Origin of the sequence: Mycetohabitans endofungorum (assembly GCF_037477895.1) — a bacterium.
Classification (GTDB): domain Bacteria; phylum Pseudomonadota; class Gammaproteobacteria; order Burkholderiales; family Burkholderiaceae; genus Mycetohabitans.
Window position 1 is genome coordinate 122,057 of the sequence record NZ_CP132744.1, and the last position, 24,176, is coordinate 146,232.

A 24,176-nucleotide genomic window follows, 5' to 3' on the forward strand; every position below is an offset into this window, starting at 1 on the left:
GCGCGTGGTGAACGCGACCAGTCCCGCAGGCCAGCAAGCCGTGGCCAAAATCTTTTGTATCGCGAACCAGAAGGGCGGAGTTGGCAAGACTACGACGTCGGTTAACCTCGCCGCGAGCCTGGTGATGCAGGGACAGCGCGTGTTGCTGATCGATCTCGATCCACAAGGCAACGCGACGATGGGCAGTGGCGTGGACAAGGCCAATTGCGATAACACTGTCTATGAGGTATTGGTCGACGGCGTGGCGATCGCCGATGCCTGCACCCGCGCGCCGACGTCGGGATACGACGTGTTACCGGCAAATCGTGAGCTTGCGGGCGCCGAAGTCGAACTCGTGAGCGCGCCGCAACGCGAGCGACGACTCAAAGACGCGCTAGCTAAGGTCGCCGATGCTTACGACTTCGTGCTGATCGACTGCCCGCCGGCATTATCGTTGCTGACTCTGAATGGTTTGTGCGCAGCACATGGTGTAATCATCCCGATGCAGTGCGAGTACTTCGCGCTCGAGGGATTGTCCGACCTGGTCAATACCATCAAGCAGATTCACGCGAACCTGAATCGCGAGTTGACCGTGATTGGCCTGCTGCGGGTCATGTTCGATCCACGAATCACGCTGCAACAGCAGGTATCAGACCAATTGAAGCAGCATTTTGGCGACAAGGTATTCAATGCGGTGATTCCGCGCAATGTCCGGTTGGCCGAGGCGCCTAGCTATGGGATGCCGGGCATCGTATTCGATGGTGCCTCACGGGGCGCCCAGGCATACCTGCAATTCGGTGCAGAAATGATTGAGCGCGTGCGTGCGCTATAGGGCCTGTTTGCGCATGGACAGGTCGGGTGAAACAGGCGTCGCGGCGAAGCCGTGTCGTGAGGGACGATGATGAACGCAGCAGCAGTCAAGAAGAAGGGATTGGGCCGGGGCCTCGATGCACTGCTTGGGGGCAGTGCCGACATTACCGAGGCCGTCAAGCAGCAGGGCTTGCCGAGCGTGCTGCCGCTGGACCGGCTGCAACCCGGCAAATACCAGCCGCGCACGCAGATGGACGAAGGTGCATTACAGGAGCTTGCTGCGAGCATCCGCGCGCAGGGGTTGATGCAGCCAATTCTGGTGCGACCGGTGGCGGCGCAGCGCTACGAGATCATTGCCGGGGAGCGGCGCTTTCGCGCGGCACGGCTCGCTGGCCTCGACGAGGTGCCGGTGCTGGTCAAGCAGGTCGCGGACGAAGCGGCGGCCGCGATGGCGCTGATCGAGAATATTCAGCGCGAGGATCTTAATCCGCTCGAGGAGGCGCAGGGCATCCAGCGACTGCTCGACGAATTCAAGTTCACGCACGAGCAAGCAGCCGAGTCGCTCGGACGTTCGCGTAGCGCGGTGTCGAACCTGCTGCGGCTGCTCAATCTGGCACAGCCGGTTCAGACCATGCTGCTGGCGGGCGATCTCGACATGGGACATGCCCGGGCACTGTTGGCAGTGGATGGTGCGACTCAGATTACGTTGGCGAACCAGGTGGTCAACCACCGATTGTCGGTCCGTGAAACGGAGAAGCTGGTTGCGGCCACCGCCAAGGAGACACCGCCATCGGCCAAGCGGGCGAGCCAGGAGCGCAGCCGTGACATCATGCGGCTCGAAGAGGAGGTGTCTGACCTGGTCGCGGCCACGGTCAGGATTAAGATGGGCCGACGTGGCCGTGGGCAGCTGACAATCGACTTTGGCAGCCTCGATGCATTGGATGGCATCCTGGCACGCCTGCGTCGCGACGCGACTGCGTGAAGCTGCCTCACCAGGAGTCGTCGCGCCTCGTGCAACGCGAGCAGGGCGCTGGTTCCGCGCAGCCCGACGCTGTGCTACGCAGCACGGGCGCCGCCTATCGCCGGATCCGTCGCGTCATCGTGGCAGTGCGTCGCGGGTTTGCTAAGGAGCCCATACTGACGACGCTGGTCGCTGCGTTCGTACTATTGCAGTGCGTTCACCCGCAGCCCTGGCGCACCATGCCGGCCCAAGTCGACTGGCAAACCGTGATGACGCTGGCCGGTCTGCTGATGCTGGCCAAAGCGGTCGAATATTCAGGATTTCTGACATGGGCGTCGCATCGCCTGGTGCGTCGTATCCATAGTGAACGTGGCCTCGCGTTGTGGCTCGTGCTGCTCGCCGCCGGCTTGTCAACGCTGCTCACCAATGACGTTGCGTTATTTGTGGTTGTTCCTTTGATGCTGTCGCTGCATGCGCTCGTGCCGCTGCCCGTCGGCCGCCTGGTGGTCCTCGTGGCTTTGGCGGTCAATGCCGGCTCCATCCTGACGCCGTTCGGCAATCCGCAGAACCTGTTCCTGTGGCAGCGCAGCGGCGAGTCGTTCCTCGCGTTCATCGTCGCGCTTGCGCCGCTGTGCGCCGCGCTGATGGCCGTGCTGGTGGCATTGACGCTGGTGACCTGCCGCTCGCGGCCATTGGTCCTGTCGCGTGATCCATTGCCGGGCATGCTTGATTGGCCGTTGTTCTGCGCCGCCGCGGTCTCGTTTGCCGGCTTCGTGGCGCTGGCCGACGCACATCATGCCGGAATCGGTCTTGCGTTGGTGGCACTGGGCTTGGGGGCGTGGCGGCGCGACATCGTGATGCGCATCGACTGGCTGTTGCTACTGATCTTCGTGCTGATGTTCGTCGTGCTGCGCAGTGCCGCGTCGTTGCCGACCGTGCACCAGCTGCTAGCGGGCGCTGATCTCACGCGGCCGGGGCCAGCTTACCTTGCCGGCGCACTGGTGTCGCAGCTCGTTAGCAATGTGCCGGCTGCGATCATGCTCGCCGAGTTCTCGCAGAATTGGCGCGCGCTCGCATTCGGCGTCAGCGTTGGCGGCTTTGGCATCGCGATCGGTTCGCTGGCGAACCTCGTTGCGATGCGTTTGGTCGGTGCGCATGGCTGCTGGTGGCGCTTTCACGCGATTTCGCTGCCATTTTACGTGCTTGCGTTGCTGTTGGGCGGAGTATTGTTATAGCGCAGGCATGCCCCATGACGCCTGTCCGCGTTAGCGTGCAGTAAGGAAAAACCTGCGGCAAACGATGCAGTGCATCGCTGCACGCCAGGCCGGATGCGCGTGTGCCGGCGGCAATAAAGCCTTGAATACGCTGCAACAATCGCTTACAATCGCCCGGATTTATCAGCTTGCCTACCCTGAAAGGCGCGCGTAAGCGTGGTGGGGCTGCAGAGGATTTGTGATGACAACCGGCGTACCGGAAAACGAGCGTGATCCGGCCGTTGCGTCGGGTTCGACGCCATCGCCTTGCAAGCCATCAAACCGGCCCGCCACTGCGCGCAACGATCGGGACGACGAGCTGGAAGATAACGACATCGTTCCGCTCACCCGGGGCGAAGCCGAACGTATGTTCGGGCCGCAGGTGAGCCGTCCATCGCGTGTCACGCCGACAAAGGTCGTGGCAGCGCAAATGGTTGTATCCCTGGCAGCGGCGCTCGCGTGGTGGCTGTTTTCAAAGTCGCCGGGTCATGCTGCGCTGTCCGCGGTGTTGGGCGGGGCGATATGCTGGGTGCCGAGTGCGTTGTTCGCGGCACGCCTGAGGAGAAAGGGCAGCACCGAGAGCATTCTTGCCTGGGTGCTGGGCGAGGCGGTCAAGATCGCATCGACGGTCGCGATGTTTGTTGCGACCGCGATGCTGTATCGGAACGTCCACTGGCTGGCGCTGCTTGTCACCTACCTCATTGCGCTGAAAACGTACTGGCTCGCGCTGGCATGGCGCTGAGCGGTGCGGTACCCGACGAAGCAGGTTTTCGATTTATTGGATTGACACGTCATGGCCGCTAGCGCAGGAACGCATCTGGATCCGTCCGAGTATATCCAGCACCACTTACAGAATTTCGCGACGAAGCACCAGACTTCGATCGTTGACTTTTCGATCATCAACCTCGACACGTTGTTCTGGTCGATTGCGATGGGACTTGTCACGATCGTGATATTGGCGATGGCTGCGCGCGCCGCGACACCAGGTGTTCCGGGCCGTTTCCAATGCGCGATCGAAATGCTGGTCGAGATGGTCGAGGACCAGTCCAAGGCAATCGTCCATGGCAATCGTCGCTTTATCGCCCCGCTGGCGTTGACCGTGTTCGTCTGGGTTGCGTTGATGAATTCGCTGGACTTTATTCCGGTCGACCTGCCGGGCCGCATCATCGAATGGATCGGCCTGTCGAACACGATTTCACATCATCGGCTCGTGCCGACCGCCGACTTGAACGGCACGCTGGGTATCGCGCTCGGCGTGCTCGTGCTGATGTTGTATTACAACGTGAAGATCAAGGGGCCCGGCGGTTTTGTACGTGAGCTAGTGTCGGCGCCATTCGGCTCGAACCCGTTGCTTTGGTTGCCGAACCTGTTGCTTAACCTCATCGAGTTTCTCGCGAAGACCGTTTCGCTCGGCATGCGGTTGTTTGGGAACATGTACGCAGGCGAACTGCTGTTCTTGCTGATCGCGCTGCTAGGCAGTATCTGGAGCTTTGGTGCGGACACCACGGTGCTCGGCTTTGTCGGTCACGTGCTGGCTGGCAGCATCTGGGCGATTTTCCACATCCTGATCGTGCTGTTACAAGCCTTCATTTTCATGATGCTGACGTTGGTTTACCTCGGCCAGGCACATGACGCCCACTAAAGCGCCCCCGGCCTAACAAGTTCAGATTTTCAGTTCTCAAGTCTTTTAAAAAGGAGTGATCATGCAAGCTTTCATCGCCAACATCCAAGGTCTGACCGCCATCGGTATCGGCATCATCATTGGCCTGGGTGCGATCGGTGCCTGCCTCGGTATCGCGTTGATGGGTGGCAAGTACATCGAAGCGTGCGCGCGCCAGCCGGAATTGATGAACCCGCTGCAGACCAAAATGTTCCTGCTTGCAGGTCTGATCGACGCGGCGTTCCTGATCGGTGTCGGTGTGGCCATGCTGTTTGCGTTTGCGAACCCACTGCTGTCCAAGCTCGCTGGCTAAGGTTTTCGGTTACCACGCGCCGCATGATGCGCGGCGTATTGAAGAAACGGGCGCGAGCTTCGCTAGATCCTGCGAACGCGCCCGCTTTCCATTCCGGCAAAGCTATCGTTAAGGAAACACCGTGAATCTGAACGCAACTTTGATTGCGCAAATGGTCGTGTTCCTGGTCCTCGCGTGGTTCACGATGAAGTTCGTGTGGCCACCGCTGATCAGCGCGCTCGACGAACGTGCGAAGAAGATCGCCGATGGGCTGGCCGCCGCCGACAAGGGCAAGACGGAACTTGAGGCGGCACACAAGCGGATCGACCAGGAGTTGGCGAATGCGCGCAACGAAGGGCAGCAGCGCATTGCGGAGGCGGAAAAGCGCGCGCAGCTCATGGCCGACGAGGTCAAACGCAACGCCCAAGCTGAAGCGGCGCGGATCATCGCGCAAGCGAAGGCCGAAGCCGAGCAACAAGTGGTCAAGGTCCGCGACGCGTTGCGCGGCGATGTAGCCGCATTGGCGGTCAAGGGTGCTGAGCAGATCTTAAGGCGCGAAATCGACCAGAACGCGCACGCCGAACTGCTGAACCAACTGAAAGCCGAGCTCTGATCATGGCCGAACTAGCAACCATCGCCCGTCCGTACGCCGAGGCGCTGTTTGGCGTAGCGTCGACCGATCGAGCCGCCGATCTGGCCGCCTGGTCTGCACTGGTGCAGGAGTTGGCGCAGGTTGCGCGTCTTCCCGAGGTGCTGTCGATTGTATCGAGCCCGAAGGTGGGCCGCCAGCAAGTCGTCGACGTGCTACTTGCCGCGCTGAAGTCGCCGGCAAAGGACTCGTCTGCCGCGAAGAACTTTGTGCAGTTGCTGGTGGAAAACCACCGGATTCAGTTGCTGCCCGAAATCGCTGCCCAGTTCGATGCATTGAAGAATGCACACGAAGGTGCGGCCGACGTGACCATCGAGAGTGCGTTTGCGCTGGACGGGCAGTCGCTTGCCGATCTGGTCGCGGCGCTTGAGCGCAAGTTCCAGCGCAAGCTGAAGCCGGCGGTAAAGCTCGAGCCTGCACTGATCGGCGGCGTGCGGGTGACGGTCGGTGACGAAGTGCTCGATACCTCGGTCCGCGCGCGGCTCGCGGCGATGCAAACGGCGTTGACCGCATAACCGAATTGCGATCCGCCAGCGTCAAGCCAACGCGACGCGCAACAGAATTGAACATCAGGAGCGATTATGCAACTCAACCCCTCTGAAATCAGCGAGCTGATCAAGAGCCGGATCCAGGGACTGGAGGCCGACGCTGACGTCCGCAATCAGGGAACTGTGGTCTCCGTGACCGACGGTATCGTCCGCATCCACGGTCTGTCGGATGTGATGCAAGGCGAAATGCTGGAGTTTCCGGGCAACACGTTCGGCTTGGCGCTGAATCTGGAGCGCGACTCGGTCGGCGCGGTGATTCTCGGTGAATTCGAGCACATCTGCGAAGGCGACACGGTCAAGACGACGGGCCGCATCCTTGAGGTGCCGGTCGGTCCGGAACTGATCGGCCGCGTCGTCGATGCGCTGGGCAACCCAATCGATGGCAAGGGTCCGATCAACGCGAAGACCACCGATGCGATCGAAAAGATCGCGCCGGGCGTGATCTGGCGTAAGTCGGTGTCCGAGCCGGTGCAGACCGGCTTAAAGTCGATCGATTCGATGGTGCCCATCGGCCGTGGCCAGCGCGAGCTGATCATCGGCGACCGCCAGACCGGCAAGACCGCCGTGGCCGTTGACGCGATCATCAACCAAAAGGGCAAGAACCTGACGTGTATTTACGTCGCGATCGGCCAGAAAGCGTCCTCAATCATGAACGTCGTGCGCAAGCTCGAAGAGCATGGCGCGATGGACTACACAATCGTCGTGGCCGCCTCGGCATCCGACTCCGCCGCGATGCAATTCATCGCGCCGTACGCCGGCTGCACGATGGGCGAATACTTCCGCGATCGCGGCCAGGACGCGCTGATTATCTATGATGACCTGACCAAGCAAGCGTGGGCGTACCGCCAGATCTCGCTGCTGCTGCGTCGTCCGCCAGGCCGCGAAGCGTATCCTGGCGACGTGTTCTATCTGCACTCGCGTCTGCTTGAGCGGGCGGCCCGCGTGTCCGAAGAATATGTCGAGAAGTTGACGAACGGCGAAGTGAAGGGCAAGAGCGGCTCGCTGACCGCGCTGCCGGTGATCGAGACGCAGGCCGGTGACGTGACTGCGTTCGTGCCGACCAACGTCATCTCGATTACCGACGGCCAGATCTTCTTGGAAACCGATTTGTTCAATGCCGGTATTCGTCCCGCGATCAACGCCGGTATCTCGGTGTCACGCGTTGGTGGCGCGGCACAGACGAAGGTGATCAAGAAGCTGTCCGGCGGCATCCGTACTGACTTGGCACAGTACCGCGAGCTTGCGGCGTTCGCACAGTTTGCATCGGACCTGGACGAAGCGACCCGTAAGCAACTCGAGCGTGGCCGTCGCGTGACGGAACTGCTCAAGCAGCCGCAGTATCAGCCGCTACAGGTTTGGGAGCTGGCGGTCGCGCTGTTCGCCGCGAACAACGGCTACCTAGACGACCTGGAAGTGAAGCACGTGCTGCCGTTCGAAAAGGGCCTGGGCGAGTTTCTAAAAACCAGTCATGCCGCGCTGATTAAGCGTATCGAAGACAACAAGGACTTAGCGAAGGACGATGAAGCTGCGTTGCATGCGGCGATCAAGGACTTCAAAAAGTCCGGCGCTTACTGATCTCGGGAATGCGGACAGAATGCGGCCTGCATCGTGCGCCGTCACGACGGGCCGCGCCGCTTCGGACAAGGAGTAAGCAATGGCTGGCATGAAGGAAATCCGCGGCAAGATCAAGAGCGTGCAGAACACGCGCAAGATCACCAAGGCGATGGAGATGGTGGCCGCGTCGAAGATGCGACGCGCGCAGGAACGCATGCGGGCGGCTCGTCCGTACGCCGACAAGGTTCGCGATATTGCCGCGCATATGAGCGAGGCGAATCCGGAGTATCGTCATCCGTTCATGGTGAAGAACGTCGGCGCGAAGACGGCGGGCGTCATCGTGGTGACCACCGACAAGGGCTTGTGCGGCGGCATGAACACGAACGTGCTGCGTGCGCTGGTGCAGAAGTTCAAGGACCTCGACGCACAGGGTATCAAGACCGAGTCAACCGCAATCGGCGGCAAGGGCCTTGCCTTTTTGAACCGCTTCGGCGGCAAGGTCGTGTCGCAGGTCACGCATCTGGGTGATACCCCGCACTTGGAGAAGTTGATCGGCGCGATCAAGGTCCAGCTCGACCGGTATTCGCAAGGCGAGTTGTCGGCGGTGTACCTGGCTTACACACGTTTCGTCAATACGATGAAGCAGGAGCCGGTGATCGAGCAACTGCTGCCGTTGACCGACGAACGTTTCGATAAACGCGCAGAGGAGGGCCCGACGCCGAAGTCGTCGTGGGACTACCTCTACGAGCCCGATGCGCAGGCGGTGGTCGATGACCTGCTGGTGCGCTATGTGGAAGCGCTGGTGTACCAAGCTGTGGCCGAAAACATGGCGTCCGAGCAATCGGCACGGATGGTGGCGATGAAGGCGGCATCCGACAACGCGAAGACGGTGATCAACGACCTGCAGCTCGTCTACAACAAGAGCCGTCAGGCAGCGATCACGAAGGAACTGTCGGAGATCGTCGGCGGTGCGGCGGCGGTCTGAGCCACGCCTGGACAAAGCTCGGAACCACGCGCTGCGCGCGGGGAAAGAATCAAGTATCTAAAGGAAATGCGATGAGTACTACTGCTTTGGTAGAAGGCAAGATCGTACAGTGCATCGGCGCCGTTATCGACGTGGAGTTCCCGCGCGAGCAGATGCCGAAGATCTACGACGCACTGATTCTGGAAGGCAGCGATCTGACGCTCGAAGTCCAGCAGCAACTCGGCGACGGCGTCGTGCGTACGATCTGTTTGGGATCGTCCGAAGGCTTGCGCCGTGGGCTGACGGTAAAGAACACGGGCAACCCGATTACCGTGCCAGTCGGCACGCCGACGCTCGGCCGGATTATGGACGTGCTCGGCCGGCCGATCGATGAAGCGGGCCCGATCTCGCACGAGAACACGCGCTCGATCCATCAGAAGGCCCCGGCATTCGACGAACTGTCGCCATCGACGGAGCTGCTTGAAACGGGCATCAAGGTGATCGACCTGATTTGCCCGTTCGCAAAGGGCGGGAAGGTGGGTCTGTTCGGCGGCGCCGGCGTGGGCAAGACTGTGAACATGATGGAGTTAATCAACAACATCGCGAAGGAGCACGGCGGTTACTCCGTGTTTGCCGGTGTCGGTGAGCGGACCCGCGAAGGGAACGACTTCTATCATGAAATGAAGGACTCGAACGTCCTGGACAAGGTTGCGCTGGTGTACGGCCAGATGAACGAGCCGCCGGGCAACCGTCTGCGCGTGGCGTTGACGGGTCTGACGATGGCCGAGCACTTCCGTGACGAAGGCCGTGACGTGCTGTTCTTCGTCGACAACATCTACCGGTTTACGCTGGCGGGTACGGAAGTGTCGGCGCTGCTGGGCCGGATGCCATCCGCGGTGGGCTACCAGCCGACGCTCGCCGAGGAAATGGGCAAGCTGCAAGAGCGCATCACATCGACGAAGGCCGGCTCGATTACGTCGGTGCAGGCCGTGTATGTTCCAGCGGATGACTTGACCGATCCGTCGCCGGCGACCACGTTCGGCCACTTGGATGCCACCGTCGTGTTGTCGCGTGACATCGCGTCGCTCGGTATCTACCCGGCGGTCGACCCGCTCGATTCGACGTCGCGCCAGATTGACCCGAACGTGATTGGCGAGGAGCACTACAAGATCACGCGCAGCGTACAGCAGACGCTGCAACGCTTCAAGGAACTGCGCGACATCATCGCGATTCTCGGGATGGACGAACTGTCGCCGGAAGACAAGCTCACGGTGGCTCGTGCGCGTAAGATCCAGCGCTTCTTGTCACAGCCGTTCCACGTGGCAGAAGTGTTCACGGGCTCGCCTGGCAAATACGTGCCACTGAAGGAAACGATCCGCGGCTTCAAGATGATCGTCGATGGCGAATGCGATCATCTGCCGGAGCAGGCGTTCTATATGGTGGGTACGATCGACGAAGCCTTCGAGAAGGCAAAGAAGATCTAATCGGTCGGGTGTTCGTAGCGGGGAGGCGTCCTCTTGTTGAGGGCGCCGGGATAGTCAAAACTGACCGTTCTCACCCCAGCGATTCACGCTCAACCAGGAGTCGATATGGCAACCATCAAAGTAGACGTCGTCAGCGCCGAGGAAAGTATTTTCTCGGGACACGCGAGATTCGTCGCGCTGCCGGGCGAAGCGGGTGAACTGGGTATTTTGCCCGGTCACACGCCACTCATCACGCGTATCCGCCCGGGCTCTGTGCGTATCGAGGACGAGAATGGCGACGAGCAGTTCGTGTTCGTTGCCGGCGGCATCCTCGAAGTGCAGCCCGGCGCGGTGACGGTGCTCGCGGACACCGCGATCCGTGGCGCGGAACTGGACGAGGCGAAGGCCGAGCAGGCGCGCAAGCGTGCCGAAGAGGCCTTGCAAAACACCGACTCGAACCTCGAGTACGCTACGGCGCAAGCCGAGCTGGCCTATGCCACTGCTCAACTTGCGGCCATCGCGCAACTGCGTCGTCGTCGCGGACAGCATTGACCCAGACGTAGCTGCGGCAAGCGCGCGGCCACGCCAGTCTGAACGGACCCACATCGAACGATGTGGGTTTTTTTTCGCCTTTTTGAGCGTTGCAGTTGCGCCCGGGTTTCAATCGATGTCCAATGAGATATTGCACGGTCACAATCCGATTGAAAGTTTCCCAATACGTCAACGTTCCCCTGAACGAATCAGAGGATAAAACCGGAGACGATCATGGCCACTGCACTCGCCTTGCCGCCGGCGCAAATCGAGCCCAAGGACGGTTTGTCCTATGTTCGTGGCCGTACCGATGTCTCACTGTCCGGGGCGACGGTGGGCGAGTTCCTTGGGCTGACCGCGCACCGCTTCGCTGACCGTCTTGCCGTCGTGTTCCGGGAGCAGGGCGTGCGCTGGACGTGGCGCGAATTCTCCCAGGAGGTCGACGTGTTGGCTGCCGGGTTGGCGTCGCTGGGCATTGGCAAGGGGGACCGAGTCGGCATTTGGTCGCCGAACCGCGTCGAATGGCTGGTCACGCAGTTTGCGACCGCGCGCATCGGTGCGATTCTCGTCAACATTAACCCCGCTTATCGGCTGGCCGAACTCGACTATGCGTTGAACAAAGTTGGCTGCCGCGCGATTGTGGCCGCGGAGCAATTCAAGGCGTCGCGGTATCCCGAAATGCTGCAGACGCTTGCACCGGAACTTGCGCAGCACGCGCCGGGGGAACTGCAGGCAGCGCGCCTGCCCGAGCTGCGCCACGTGATCAAGATGGGCACTGGCCAGACGCCGGGCATGCTTCGCTACGACGATCTGGTGCAGCAAGGACGCAGTCGCCTAAACATGGCGCAGCTCGCCGCGATAAGCGGCAAGCTCGATGCGCATGAGCCGATCAATATTCAGTTCACCAGCGGCACCACCGGCAACCCGAAGGGCGCTACGTTGACCCATCACAACATCGTTAATAACGCGCGCTTTATTGCGATGTCGATGCGTCTGAGCGAACAAGACCGGTTGTGCATCCCGGTGCCGCTGTATCACTGTTTTGGCATGGTACTCGCGGTGCTCGCCTGTGTGTCCACCGGTGCCGTGATGGTATTCCCGGGGGAAGGATTCGATCCGGCGGCCACGCTTGCCGCAGTGGCGCTCGAGCGCTGCACGGCGCTGCATGGCGTGCCGACGATGTTCATTGCCGAGCTTGACCACCCCGATTTCGAGCAATATGACTTGAGCCAACTGCGCACTGGCATCATGGCTGGCTCACCGTGTCCAATCGAAACGATGAAGCGGGTTGTCGCACGCATGCACCTGGGCGAGCTTACGATTGCGTATGGGATGACCGAGACGAGCCCTGTGTCATTCCAGAGTTCGACGTCAGACCCGCTCGAAAAGCGCACCACGACAGTGGGCCGGATCCAGCCGCACCTGGAGGCGAAGATCATTGATGCGTTGGGCAATATCGTGCCGGTCGGGCAGACCGGTGAACTTTGCACCAAAGGCTATTCGGTGATGCAGGGCTATTGGGACGACGACAAAAAGACGCGCGAGTCGATCATCGACGGCTGGATGCATACGGGCGACCTGGCGACCCTGGACGCTCAAGGGTACTGCAGTATCGTAGGACGACTCAAGGACATGGTGATTCGTGGCGGCGAGAACATCTATCCGCGGGAGATCGAGGAGTTCTTATTTCGACATCCGAAGATACAGTCGGTGCAGGTCTTCGGGGTGCCGGACGCGCAATATGGCGAGGAGTTGTGCGCCTGGATCGTGTTGCGGCCCGGCGAGACGGCGACCGAACAGGACATCCGGGACTTTTGCCACGGCCAGATCGCTCACTATAAAATCCCGAAATACGTACGATTCGTGTCGGACTTGCCGATGACGGTAACGGGCAAGGTGCAGAAATTTGTGATGCGCGCCAAGATGATCGACGAATTGAAGCTATCGTCGGGAAAGAGCGCGTAGGCAGCCAGCGCGGACAAAAAAAAGCGGGCTCGGAGCCCGCTAAAAACCACACGCTACGGGGTTAGCGCGAGGAGACCATGGGTGGCGTTGCGTTACCGCGTCTGACGCGGCTCCAACAAGGATGCCCCTGTGCAGGAGGGCTTCGGCAGTGCCGACCGTTCTTCACGCGTCGTATCCGCTCATACGACACGTCAGACCACATCCGTGTTGGAACCCATTACAAACATTTTGGGCGAAACCCGCCATGCGTGGGGTAACAAAGTGTTTCAGGTTGTAACGTCCTTCCGATTGCCATTTGCAAGTGGGTTGTTTTCGTAATCCGACTGTCGCTGCGCGCGTGCGTTGCGGCCTTGTGTTACGGTCGTTCACGTTTTCCACAAGCATTACCCGAATCGTCGATGCGCGGCGCGCGTCCGTTAAAATGGTGCTTTTCCCAGGCAGAGCGCACCGTGCCCCACAATCTCGCCAACGACACTTTCCTGCGCGCACTGCGGTGCGAACCGACTGAGTACACGCCGATCTGGTTGATGCGTCAGGCGGGCCGCTATTTGCCCGAGTACAACGCCACACGCGCCCGTGCAGGCAGTTTTCTCGGTTTGGCCAAGCAGCCCGACTACGCGACTGAGGTGACGCTACAGCCACTCGATCGCTACGCGCTCGATGCGGCCATCTTATTCTCGGATATCCTGACGATCCCCGATGCGATGGGGCTGGGGCTCGAATTCACGCCCGGCGAGGGGCCGCGCTTCGCGCGCCCGGTGCGCACCGAGGCCGACGTCGCCCGGCTCGCAGTGCCTGACATCGATGCGACGTTACGCTACGTGACCGATGCGCTTGCGCAGATCCGTCGCGCGTTAACCGGTGCCGACGGCCGCCAGCGCGTGCCGCTGATCGGCTTTTCTGGGTCGCCGTGGACGCTGGCGTGCTACATGGTCGAGGGAGGTGGCAGTGACGACTTCCGTACCGTGAAGTCGATGCTGTATGCCAGGCCCGATCTGATGCATCGGATCCTGGAGGTCAATGCGCGCGCGGTCGCCGATTATCTGAACGCACAGATCGATGCCGGCGCGCAAGCGGTGATGATCTTCGATACCTGGGGCGGCGTGCTGGCCGACCGCATTTACCAGTCGTTTTCACTGCAGTACATGTCCCAGGTCGTCGCGGCGCTCAAGCGCGAACATGACGGCGAGCACGTCCCCGTGATTGCCTTTACCAAGGGCGGCGGGCAGTGGCTTGAGGCCATTGCCGCGAGCGGCGTCGATGCGGTGGGCTTGGACTGGACCGTTGATCTGGCGCGGGCGCGGACACGAGTGGGCGGCCGGGTTGCCTTGCAAGGCAATCTTGACCCGAACGTGTTGTTTGCCCCGCCCGAGGTGATTCGCGCGCAGGCCCGGCAGGTGCTGGACGCCTACGGCAATCACCCAGGGCACGTATTCAACCTCGGGCATGGCATTTCGCAATTCACGCCAGCGCAGGCGGTCACCGAACTGGTCGACGAAGTACACCAGTACAGCCGCGTGATGCGCGCCGGCGAATGACCGCCGGTCGTTGCGGCAATGCCATAGCGTGGGCGCTGAACGTCCGGGGCCCAGACTCGCGTAAACCGCGGTAGCCGCGACTTGTCAAGATCTGCCGACGGCCACTTATACACAGTTTTTCGCCACCTTTGCTACGCCGTGGATTTTGGTGTAGCACGGTAGCATCATGTGCAGCCTATTTGAATAAGTTGTTGATTTGTAAAGAACTCGAATCGAGCCGACACAATGCCCGATTTCGGTGAAAGGCGCGCCACTTGGTCGTTCCACGGCGATGGCTGCGGGTTTTTACACAAAGTTATCCACAGGGTGCCGAGCGACCATGAATTGTTATGATGAATCCATGGTTTAGCGGTGGTTGCGATGTTTTACTTTAACTTCACAATGCCCTGTCCCTTATTTTTGTGACGCTTCGCCGCGCCGGCTCGGACCGCTGTGGCTGCGCCGACACACGACCCATGCAACCGACGCTTTCTCGTTACGCCCGAGTCGCGCTGGACCATCCGCTTTCGGTTCTGTACGACTACCGCTGGACCCTGCCGTTGCAGCCGCTGCCCGGCATGCTCGTGCAAGTGCCATTTGGTCGCCGGCAGACAGTAGGACTGGTTATCGAGGTCGCGGATGAGACCGACGTGCCACAGGATCGATTGCGAGACGTCCAGAGCGCGTGCATCGATTGTCCGCCGCTGAGTGCGGACTGGCTTCAATTGATCGCGTTTGCCGCAGATTACTATCAGCGCGGCCGCGGCGAGGTGGCGTTGCCAGCGTTGCCGCAGGCGTTGCGCGATGCTACCCGTTGGCCACGGTTGTTCGCCCGCGAGCCGGCTTATCGGCTGACGGCGGCCGGGCGCAACAAGTTGCCTGACGCATTGCCGGCCCGTGCGGCAGCGCTGCGACGGCTTGCCCAAGCATTATTGCGGGCGGACACGCTGGGCGCCGATGAAGCCCGCGTGATACACCCGAAGGCCGTTGCGACGCTCGAGCAGTGGCAGGAGCACGGATGGGTCCACGTGCAATGGCGCGGTGCCGTCGAGGCACTGGAAATGAGCGGCGCGACGCAGCCACCGGGGCGGGCCGGGCATGATGTCTCGTCACAGCTGGACCGGTGCGCGGTGCCCGATCTCAATGCTGAACAGCGTGCGGCGGTCGCGGCGATCGATGCCGCCCGCGGCTTCGCACCGTTCGTACTGCATGGCGTGACCGGCAGTGGCAAAACCGAGGTGTACCTGCACGGCTTAGCTGCCTTGTTCGCCCGCCGGCCCGATGCGCAGGCGCTGGTGATGGTGCCGGAGATCAACCTGACGCCGCAATTCGAAGCGGTGTTCCGGGCGCGTTTTTCGCACTGGCCGGCCACCGCCTTGGTGACCTTGCACAGTGGTCTGGCGGACGGCGAGCGAGCGCGCAATTGGCTGGCGGCGCACGCCGCTGGTGCGCGGATCGTACTGGGCACGCGGATGGCGGTGCTCGCTTCGTTGCCGCGGCTGGCGCTGATTATCGTCGATGAAGAACACGAGCCTGCCTATAAGCAACAAGAAGGGCTGCGCTACTCTGCACGGGACCTGGCGGTGTGGCGAGCCAAACAGTTGGGCCTCCCCGTCGTGCTCGGCTCGGCTACGCCGTCGCTCGAAACATGGTGGCACGCGTGCCAGCGCCGCTATACGACATTGGCATTGTCGCGGCGCGCGGTAGCAGACGCGGCATTGCCCAGGGTCCGGTTAATCGACATGGAGGCGGAGAAACAGGCGGGGCGCCATCGCGCGGACGGGTTGTCGATGCCGCTCGTGAAAGCGTTGCAGGAGCGCTTGGCGCGCGGTGAACAAAGCTTGGTGTTCCTGAACCGCCGGGGCTACGCGCCGGTGCTGGCCTGCGACGCGTGCGGCTGGGTCGCAGGCTGCCCGCGCTGCAGCGCGTATATGGTGCTACACAAGCCCGAGCAGCGCATGCGATGCCATCACTGCGGTGGGGAAAGCCGCATCCCGCGGGCATGCCCGGCGTGTGGCAACGTCGACTTGGCGCCGTTCGGCCGCGGTACGCAGCGTATCGAGGAGGCGCTCGGTGCGGCGGTACCTGGTGCGCGGGTGTTGCGCATCGATGCGGACAGCACGCGGCGCAAGGGCAGTGCACAGACTTTGTTGTCAGGGGTGCACGCCGGCGATGTCGATATCCTGGTCGGCACGCAGATGATCGCGAAGGGACATGACTTCCAACGGGTCACGCTGGTCGGTGTGCTGAATGCGGACGCCGCGTTGTTCTCGCATGATTTTCGCGCGGGGGAGCGGCTGTTTGCGCAATTGATGCAAGTCTCGGGCCGGGCCGGTCGGAGCGGCGCCCACGGCGAGGTGCTGATCCAGACCGGGCATGCGCGGCACGCGTTATATGCGGCGCTGGCGCGCCACGATTACGTGGGCTTTGCCGAGACGACACTGGCCGAGCGACGCGACGCGCATCTGCCGCCCTTCGTTTTCCAGGCTTTGCTGCGCGCCGAAGCACGCAGCTTGGACGATGCGCTGCGGTTTCTCAATGAGGCCGCTGCGATACTCGACGCGGTACCCGGCGCCGAGTGCGTGACGCGCTATGATCCGGTGCCGCTGAACATCGTCAAGGTGATGCACGTGCACCGCGCACAACTGCTGCTCGAAAGCGCTTCGCGCGCCGCGCTGCAGCGCACGCTGCGCGCCTGGGTGCCGCGGCTGCGCGAACTTAAGGGGGCGCTACGCTGGAATGTGGAAGTCGATCCGCTAGATATCTAAGCGCGCCTAGCATGACGCCCTATCCTTCGGCGAAGCCGTCGCTTTGCGCGCCGCATCTGACTGGTTCAAATCGCGCGGCAGCGTCGCGACGGCACCTGCACTGGCCGCTCGAAACGGAAAGACAAAACCGCGGAACGCAGAGACAGAACCGGAAGACGGAGACGAGCCGCACCGTCAACGGAGTAGCCGGCTGCGTGCTGTCAGTGCACGTGTTCGGTAACTACTGGGCTGGCCAATGCGTTCCCCGGTGACGGGCGAGCGCCGCAGCGGCGTGTCCGTCGGCGAGCCGATGCGGGTGTACGGTAGTTGTGCCGATTGCCGGCACCGCGACGCCGACGCAAAAAGTCTCGAGCACATCATGGCAGGCCTCTCCGTATTCAGTTTGTGCTTCGATCCTGGCGTGGCCGATAGCCGCCGGCGCCGGTTCGATGATTAATTCGTGTCACCGCGCGACGGGTGCGATGCGCTCGCTCCGTCTTGCTGCGCCCTTCGTCTTGTTAACGGCGGGCGGCCCTATTCCGATGACTAGGGAAAACACCGATGCCCAGCCGCTCGATTCGTTGCGGGAGCAACTTAGTAAGTCATTGTAAATAAAACATTTTATGCAGACGCAACCATCGGCCGGAAAGGTTGCACCTTTTTAATGTACGAAGTAGGATCAGCCAGATTTTTCGAGTGGTCCGGCGGCGACGCCGATGGAAAGGAATCATGGCTAGCACCACCCTTGGCGTTAAGGTCGACGATTTGCTGCGGACCCGGCTCAAAGAAGCGGCCCTGCGCCTGGAGCGCACGCCGCACCCGTTCCTGGCATTTGCGCAGAACGTGCAGCCGCAGTCGATGCTGCGTGCGGCGATCACCGCGGCCTATCGGCGTGCGGAGCCAGAGTGCGTGCCGTTCCTAATCGGGCAGGCGCAGCTGGCGGTGCCGCTGGCCAGCGACGTGCAGGTGCTCGCCACGCGCTTGGTCGAGGCGTTGCGCGCCAAGCGTACCGGCGGTGGCGTCGAAGGATTGATCCATGAGTTCTCGCTATCGAGCCAGGAAGGCGTCGCGCTGATGTGTCTGGCCGAGGCGCTGCTGCGGATTCCGGACCGGGCCACGCGCGATGCGCTGATCCGTGACAAGATCAGCAAGGGCGACTGGAAATCGCACGTCGGCCATGCTCCGTCACTGTTCGTCAACGCCGTAACATGGGGCCTGATGATCACGGGCAAGCTGGTTGCGACCAACAGCGAGGCGGGCCTGTCGTGCGCACTCACGCGGATGATCGGCAAGGGCGGCGAGCCGTTGATTCGCAAAGGCGTGGACATGGCAATGCGGTTGATGGGCGAGCAATTCGTCACCGGCGAGACGATTTCCGAGGCGCTGGCGAACAGCCGAAAATACGAGGCGCGCGGCTTCCGCTATTCGTATGACATGCTCGGCGAGGCGGCAACGACCGAGGAAAACGCTCAGCACTACTATGCATTGTACGAGCAGACGATCCACGCGATTGGCAAGGCCGCCGGCGGGCGCGGCATCTACGACGGACCGGGGATCTCCATTAAGCTGTCGGCGTTGCATGCGCGATACTCGCGCGCGCAGTGCGACCGTGTAATGAGCGAGTTGCTGCCGCGGGTGCGGGCGCTGGCGCGCCTGGCGCGCCGCTACGATATTGGCCTGAACATCGATGCAGAGGAAGCGGACCGGCTGGAGATCTCACTGGATTTGCTCGAGGCGTTGTGCTTCGATCCGGAGCTGGCCGGCTGGAACGGTATCGGCTTTGTCGTGCAGGCGTACCAGAAACGCTGTCCGTTCGTCATCGACTACTTGATCGATTTGGCCCGCCGCAGCCGACATCGCCTGATGGTGCGGCTGGTCAAAGGCGCGTACTGGGACAGCGAGATCAAGCGGGCGCAGGTGGATGGGCTCGAAGGCTACCCCGTCTACACCCGCAAGGTCTACACCGACGTGTCCTATCTCGCTTGTGCCAAGAAACTGCTGGGTGTTCCCGATGCGGTGTACCCTCAATTCGCCACGCATAACGCCCACACGTTGTCGGCGATCTACCATTTGGCAGGTCAAAATTATTATCCGGGCCAGTACGAGTTCCAGTGCCTGCACGGGATGGGTGAGCCGCTGTATGAGGAAGTGACCGGCCGCGACAAGCTCAGTCGCCCATGCCGCGTGTACGCACCGGTTGGTACCCATGAGACACTGCTCGCGTACCTAGTGCGTCGGCTGCTGGAAAACGGTGCGAACACATCATTCGTGAACCGGATTGCCGATGAGTCGGTGTCGGTGGCCGAACTGGTGGCAGATCCTGTCGACGAGGCATTGCAGATCGTGCCGCTCGGTGCGCCGCACCCTAAGATCCCGTTGCCGCGCGCGTTGTATGGCAGCGAACGAGTCAATTCAATGGGGCTGGACCTGTCCAATGAGCATCGCCTCGCATCGCTGTCGTCGGCATTACTCGCGAGCACCAACGTGATGTGGCATGCCGCGCCGACGCTGCAGCCCGGCGAGGTGGTGAGCGGCACGCCGCGTGAGGTGCGCAACCCCGCCGATCATCGCGACGTAGTCGGCACGGTGGTAGACGCGACAGCAGAGCACGTGCAAGCCGCGCTCGCTCATGCACTCGCCACCGCGCCGATTTGGCAGGCCACTCCCGTGCAGGCGCGCGCCGACTGCCTAGCCCGTGCCGCCGACCTGCTCGAAGCGCAGATCCCTACGCTGATGGGGCTGGTCGTGCGCGAGGCGGGCAAGTCGCTGCCGAATGCGATTTCCGAGATCCGCGAGGCGATTGATTTCCTGCGCTACTACTCGACCCAGATCCGCAGCGAGTTTTCCAATGACACGCATCGTCCGCTCGGGCCGATCGTCTGTATCAGTCCATGGAATTTCCCGCTGGCGATTTTCATGGGCCAGGTGGCGGCGGCGCTGGCCGCCGGCAATACGGTGCTGGCGAAACCCGCTGAGCAGACGCCGCTAATCGCTGCGCAAGCAGTGCGCATCTTGCACGAGGCCGGCGTTCCAACTGGCGCTGTGCAATTGCTGCCCGGCGACGGGGAGACGGTGGGTGCTGCGCTGGTCGCCGATCCGCGTACCCGTGGCGTGATGTTTACCGGCTCCATCGAGGTCGCACGCCTCATCAACCGTACGCTATCCGAACGACTAGACCCGGACGGTAAGCCGATTGCGCTGATCGCCGAAACCGGCGGCCAGAATGCGATGATCGTCGATTCGTCGGCGCTGGCCGAGCAGGTCGTCGCGGACGTGCTGCAGTCGGCATTCGACTCGGCCGGCCAGCGTTGCTCGGCGCTACGCGTGCTGTGCCTGCAGGATGACGTGGCGCAGCGCACGTTGCAGATGCTGACCGGTGCAATGCGCGAATTGTCGGTTGGCAATCCAGAGCGTTTGTCCACCGATGTCGGTCCGGTTATCGATGCCCAAGCCAAGCGCGGCATCGAAGCGCATATCGCGGCGATGCGCGATAAGGGCCGCAAGGTGTTCCAATTGCCGCTGCCGGACGGCTGTCAGTATGGCATGTTCGTGCCGCCGACATTGATCGAGCTCGACAGCATTGACGAGCTGGCACGCGAGGTATTCGGGCCGGTGCTGCATGTAGTGCGCTACCGCCGCCATGCGCTGGAATCGCTGCTAGAGGCCATTCATGCGACCGGCTATGGGCTGACGCTAGGAATCCACACGCGGCTCGACGAGACGATCGACCATGTCATCGAACGCGCGCATGTGGGCAATATCTATGTGAACCGCAACATGATTGGCGCGGTGGTCGGCGTGCAGCCGTTCGGCGGAGAAGGGCTTTCGGGCACGGGGCCGAAGGCGGGCGGACCACTGTACCTGCAGCGGCTGCTGGCCAAGCGTCCGAATGGCATACCCGCGTTGCTGGCTAGATCGCTGAGCAAGAAGATGCCGGCCGGCGGCAGACCGGCGCTCACAGCGTATCGCGACTGGTTGATCGGCGAGCGTGATGCCCAACTCGCTGCCCGTTGCGACGGCTACCTGAACCAGATGCTCGTCGGCGCCACGGCCGCGCTGTCGGGCCCGACGGGGGAGTGCAATACCTATGCGCTCAGCGCACGTGGCACGGTACTCTGCATCGCGTCGACGGCCAGCGGCGCACGCGTACAGCTGGCGGCGGTGCTAGCCACCGGCAATCGCGCGCTGTTCATTGGCGCGAGCGGCGAGCAACTGGTCGGTGCGCTGCCGGCCGCGTTGCACAGCCACGCGGCGGTGAGCTGCGACGGTGACCTCGGCGTCGAGTATGATGCTGTGCTGTTCGAGGGTGACAGCGATGCGTTGCAATTGCTGATGCGGCAAATCGCCGCGCGCGGTGGCCCGATCGTCGGCGTGCAGGGCGTTGCGGCGGGCGCTTTCGACGATGGCTCCTCCGGCGACGACTATGTGCTTGAGCGGCTGTTGATCGAGCGCTCGGTGAGCGTCAACACGGCCGCCGCGGGCGGTAATGCCAGTTTGATGGCAATCGGCTAAACACCACTGGGTCACTTGACACGAAGCGAGGCGGGGCACGGCGGACTCCGGGCGACGCTTCACCCTTAAAGCCAAAAGGAGATGTCTCAATGGAGCACACGATGAAAAAGCTGACAGGCGCGACGTTGCTCGCCGCCTTGTCGGTCGCGGGGAGTGTAGCGTACGCGCAGCAGGCAGAGCAGGTGAAGGTGGGCTTTGCCGCACCGATGACCGGCGCTCAGGCCCACTATGGCAAGGATATGCAGAACGGCATCGTGCTTGCAATCGAGGACTTCAACGCAACCAAGCCGGTGATTGACGGCAAGCCGGTGCAAATCGTGCTGGACACCGGCGATGACCAGGCCGACCCGCGTACCGGTACGACCGTTGCGCAAAAGCTTGTCGACGACGGTATCAAAGGCATGCTCGGCCATTTCAACTCGGGGACGACGATACCGGCATCGCGCATTTATGCGAACGCCGGGATTGCGCAGATCGCGATGGCAACCGCGCCGGAATACACGCAGCAGGGCTACAAAACGACGTTCCGGATGATGACCTCTGACACGCAGCAAGGCTTGGTGGCCGGCACGTTCGCGGCGAAGACGCTGAAACTAAAAAAGATTGTGATCATCGACGACCGAACTGCGTATGGTCAGGGCCTGGCTGATCAGTTCGAAAAGGCCGCGAAGTCTTCGGGCGCGAAGATTCTTGACCGCGAGTACACGAACGACAAGGCGGTCGACTTCAAGGCGATCCTGACCAAGGTGAAGTCGATGATGCCGGATCTAGTCTACTACGGCGGCGCGGACGCGCAAGCCGGCCCGATGGTCAAGCAAATGAAGGCGCTGGGTATCAAGGCGCCGCTGATGGCTGGCGAAATGGTCAAGACCGACACGTTCCTGAAGCTCGCGAGCGACGCCGCCAACGGTACGATCGCGTCGCTGGCAGGCCTGCCGCTGGGAGAAATGCCAGGTGGCAAGGACTACGTCGCAAAGTACAAGAAGCGTTTCGGCGAAGATGTGCAAACCTATTCACCGTATGCGTACGATGGCGCGATGGCCATGTTCGAAGCGATGAAGAAGGCCAACTCGACCGATCCGGCGAAGTACCTGCCAGCGCTGGCGAAGACCGATATGTCGGGCGTCACGGCCAAGCACGTCGCGTATGACGCGAAGGGCGATTTGAAGAACGGCGGCATCACGCTGTACAAGGTCGTCAATGGCCAATGGACCCCGCTGCAAAGCGTAGGCGGTAAGTAAGTCGCCGCTTCATGGCGGCACACGTTGGTGCGAATCCGGCCGGGCACGTCGTATGTGCGCCCAGTACCGCCAGAAATCTCTCTTCAGGCATGCAGAATATTCAATCGGCGCCGTATGTGAGCAGGGCATCCGCGTACCGTGTCAGCATTCGACAATGTTCACGGCGAGACCGCCGCGGGACGTCTCCTTGTACTTCGTTTTCATGTCGGCGCCGGTCTCGAGCATCGTCTTGATCACCGAATCGAGCGACACGTAGTGCAAGCCGTCGCCGCGCAGTGCCATCCGCGCGGCATTGACGGCCTTAACCGATGCCATCGCATTGCGCTCGATGCAGGGGATTTGCACCATGCCGCCCACCGGGTCGCAAGTCAATCCCAGGTTGTGCTCCATGCCGATCTCCGCGGCATTCTCGACTTGCGCGGGCGTGGCCCCCATGACCGCGGCCAGCGCGCCAGCCGCCATCGAGCAAGCGACCCCGACCTCACCCTGGCAACCGACCTCGGCGCCGGAGATCGATGCATTGAGCTTGTACAGGATGCCGATCGCGCCGGCGGTCAACAGGAAATCGATGACGCCCGCGTCATTTGCGCCGGGCACGAACCGTGTGTAGTAATGCAGTACGGCTGGGATGATGCCGGCTGCGCCGTTCGTTGGCGCTGTCACCACGCGGGCTCCGGCTGCGTTTTCCTCGTTGACCGCGATCGCGTACAAATTGATCCAATCCACCATCGACAGCGGATCGCGCAATGCCACCTCCGGCTTGCCCGACAGGTCGCGATATAATTGCGGTGCTCGCCGGCGCACTTGGAACGGCCCCGGCAGGTTGCCGTCCGCCGCAGGATTGCCGATGCCACAACCGCGCGCGACGCATGACTGCATCACATTCCAAATACGCAGCAGATCAGCACGGATCGCGTCGTCGCTGCGCCATACCCGCTCGTTTTCAAACATCAGTTGCGCGATGGTGCGACCAGTCTGCGTACATCGCTGCAACAGCTCACTGCCGGTCGAGAACGGGTGCGGCAGCTGCTCGTACGCATTAAGCACGCGTGTGTTGGACGCACCGGCTGTGACCACGAAGCCGCCCCCCACGGACAGATAGGTCGACTCGCACAGCACGCTGCCGGCGGCGTCGAGCGCCCGCAGCTTCAGGCCGTTCGGATGCTCAGGCAACGCCTGACGGTAGAACACGATGTGCTCCTTCGGCAGGAACGGGATTGGGTGCGTGCCAAGCAGCGCAAGCGTGCGCGACGAGGCGACGTGCTCGAGCTTGTCTGCGATCGTCTCGGCCTGCACGGTGTCCGGCGCTTCGCCAAGCAGGCCGAGCATGACGCCGCGGTCGGTGCCATGGCCCTTGCCGGTCGCGCCGAGCGAGCCATAGAGTTCGACCTTGACCGATGCGACGGCTGGCAGCAAGTGGTCGTGCTGCAGGCCTTGCGCGAACAGCAGTGCGGCGCGCATCGGGCCGACCGTGTGCGAGCTCGACGGGCCAATGCCAATTTTGAACAAATCGAATACGCTGACGGCCAT

General features: G+C 62.0%; 18 protein-coding genes. 17 read left to right on the forward strand and 1 reads right to left on the reverse strand.

Annotated features, from left to right (window positions below):
• The first annotated feature begins 40 nt into the window (after positions 1 to 40).
• From RA167_RS00515 to RA167_RS00595, 17 genes are all read left to right on the forward strand, one after another.
• The gene (locus RA167_RS00515) at positions 41 to 811 is read left to right on the forward strand and encodes a ParA family protein (protein ID WP_076787542.1); all 771 of its coding nucleotides are present in this window, start codon (positions 41 to 43) and stop codon (positions 809 to 811) included.
• 69 nt (positions 812 to 880) lie between these two features.
• The gene (locus tag RA167_RS00520) at positions 881 to 1,771 is read left to right on the forward strand and encodes a ParB/RepB/Spo0J family partition protein (protein ID WP_076787544.1); all 891 of its coding nucleotides are present in this window, start codon (positions 881 to 883) and stop codon (positions 1,769 to 1,771) included.
• A gap of 104 nt (positions 1,772 to 1,875) precedes the next feature.
• Positions 1,876 to 2,985, forward strand: coding sequence for an SLC13 family permease (locus RA167_RS00525; RefSeq protein ID WP_076787546.1), 1,110 nt, complete (start codon positions 1,876 to 1,878; stop codon positions 2,983 to 2,985).
• 220 nt (positions 2,986 to 3,205) lie between these two features.
• The gene (locus RA167_RS00530) at positions 3,206 to 3,745 is read left to right on the forward strand and encodes an ATP synthase subunit I (protein ID WP_076785862.1); all 540 of its coding nucleotides are present in this window, start codon (positions 3,206 to 3,208) and stop codon (positions 3,743 to 3,745) included.
• Positions 3,746 to 3,796: 51 nt separating this feature from the next.
• Complete coding sequence (atpB, locus tag RA167_RS00535) at positions 3,797 to 4,645, forward strand: F0F1 ATP synthase subunit A (RefSeq protein WP_076785863.1); 849 nt, start codon at positions 3,797 to 3,799, stop codon at positions 4,643 to 4,645.
• A 61-nt stretch (positions 4,646 to 4,706) separates the two neighbouring features.
• On the forward strand, positions 4,707 to 4,976 hold the full coding sequence (gene atpE / locus RA167_RS00540) for a F0F1 ATP synthase subunit C (protein WP_041752938.1): 270 nt from the start codon (positions 4,707 to 4,709) through the stop codon (positions 4,974 to 4,976).
• A 121-nt stretch (positions 4,977 to 5,097) separates the two neighbouring features.
• On the forward strand, positions 5,098 to 5,568 hold the full coding sequence (locus RA167_RS00545) for a F0F1 ATP synthase subunit B (RefSeq protein ID WP_076785864.1): 471 nt from the start codon (positions 5,098 to 5,100) through the stop codon (positions 5,566 to 5,568).
• Positions 5,569 to 5,570: 2 nt separating this feature from the next.
• Positions 5,571 to 6,119 (forward strand): F0F1 ATP synthase subunit delta, encoded by a 549-nt coding sequence (locus RA167_RS00550; RefSeq protein ID WP_076785865.1) that lies wholly within the window; start codon positions 5,571 to 5,573, stop codon positions 6,117 to 6,119.
• Between the two features lie 66 nt (positions 6,120 to 6,185).
• The gene (gene atpA, locus RA167_RS00555) at positions 6,186 to 7,727 is read left to right on the forward strand and encodes a F0F1 ATP synthase subunit alpha (protein ID WP_076785866.1); all 1,542 of its coding nucleotides are present in this window, start codon (positions 6,186 to 6,188) and stop codon (positions 7,725 to 7,727) included.
• Positions 7,728 to 7,806: 79 nt separating this feature from the next.
• A complete protein-coding gene (gene atpG, locus RA167_RS00560) occupies positions 7,807 to 8,691 on the forward strand; it encodes a F0F1 ATP synthase subunit gamma (RefSeq protein WP_076785867.1) in 885 nt (294 codons plus the stop codon).
• A 71-nt stretch (positions 8,692 to 8,762) separates the two neighbouring features.
• Positions 8,763 to 10,154 carry a F0F1 ATP synthase subunit beta gene (gene atpD, locus RA167_RS00565; protein ID WP_076785868.1) on the forward strand — a complete coding sequence of 464 codons (1,392 nt, stop codon included), beginning with the start codon at positions 8,763 to 8,765 and terminating at the stop codon, positions 10,152 to 10,154.
• 105 nt (positions 10,155 to 10,259) lie between these two features.
• Positions 10,260 to 10,685, forward strand: coding sequence for a F0F1 ATP synthase subunit epsilon (locus RA167_RS00570; protein ID WP_041752940.1), 426 nt, complete (start codon positions 10,260 to 10,262; stop codon positions 10,683 to 10,685).
• A gap of 213 nt (positions 10,686 to 10,898) precedes the next feature.
• Positions 10,899 to 12,629, forward strand: a complete 1,731-nt coding sequence (locus RA167_RS00575; RefSeq protein WP_076785869.1) for an AMP-binding protein — start codon at positions 10,899 to 10,901, stop codon at positions 12,627 to 12,629.
• A gap of 449 nt (positions 12,630 to 13,078) precedes the next feature.
• Entirely contained in the window at positions 13,079 to 14,167 is a 1,089-nt protein-coding gene (gene hemE / locus RA167_RS00580) for a uroporphyrinogen decarboxylase (protein WP_076787548.1), read from the forward strand.
• Positions 14,168 to 14,622: 455 nt separating this feature from the next.
• Positions 14,623 to 16,914, forward strand: a complete 2,292-nt coding sequence (locus RA167_RS00585) for a primosomal protein N' (protein WP_076787550.1) — start codon at positions 14,623 to 14,625, stop codon at positions 16,912 to 16,914.
• 708 nt (positions 16,915 to 17,622) lie between these two features.
• A complete protein-coding gene (gene putA, locus RA167_RS00590) occupies positions 17,623 to 21,405 on the forward strand; it encodes a trifunctional transcriptional regulator/proline dehydrogenase/L-glutamate gamma-semialdehyde dehydrogenase (protein ID WP_076785871.1) in 3,783 nt (1,260 codons plus the stop codon).
• A gap of 89 nt (positions 21,406 to 21,494) precedes the next feature.
• Complete coding sequence (locus tag RA167_RS00595) at positions 21,495 to 22,646, forward strand: branched-chain amino acid ABC transporter substrate-binding protein (protein ID WP_076785872.1); 1,152 nt, start codon at positions 21,495 to 21,497, stop codon at positions 22,644 to 22,646.
• Between the two features lie 141 nt (positions 22,647 to 22,787).
• On the opposite strand, the gene RA167_RS00600 is transcribed toward RA167_RS00595, so the two are convergent.
• Positions 22,788 to 24,176, reverse strand: coding sequence for an L-serine ammonia-lyase (locus RA167_RS00600; protein ID WP_076785873.1), 1,389 nt, complete (start codon positions 24,174 to 24,176; stop codon positions 22,788 to 22,790).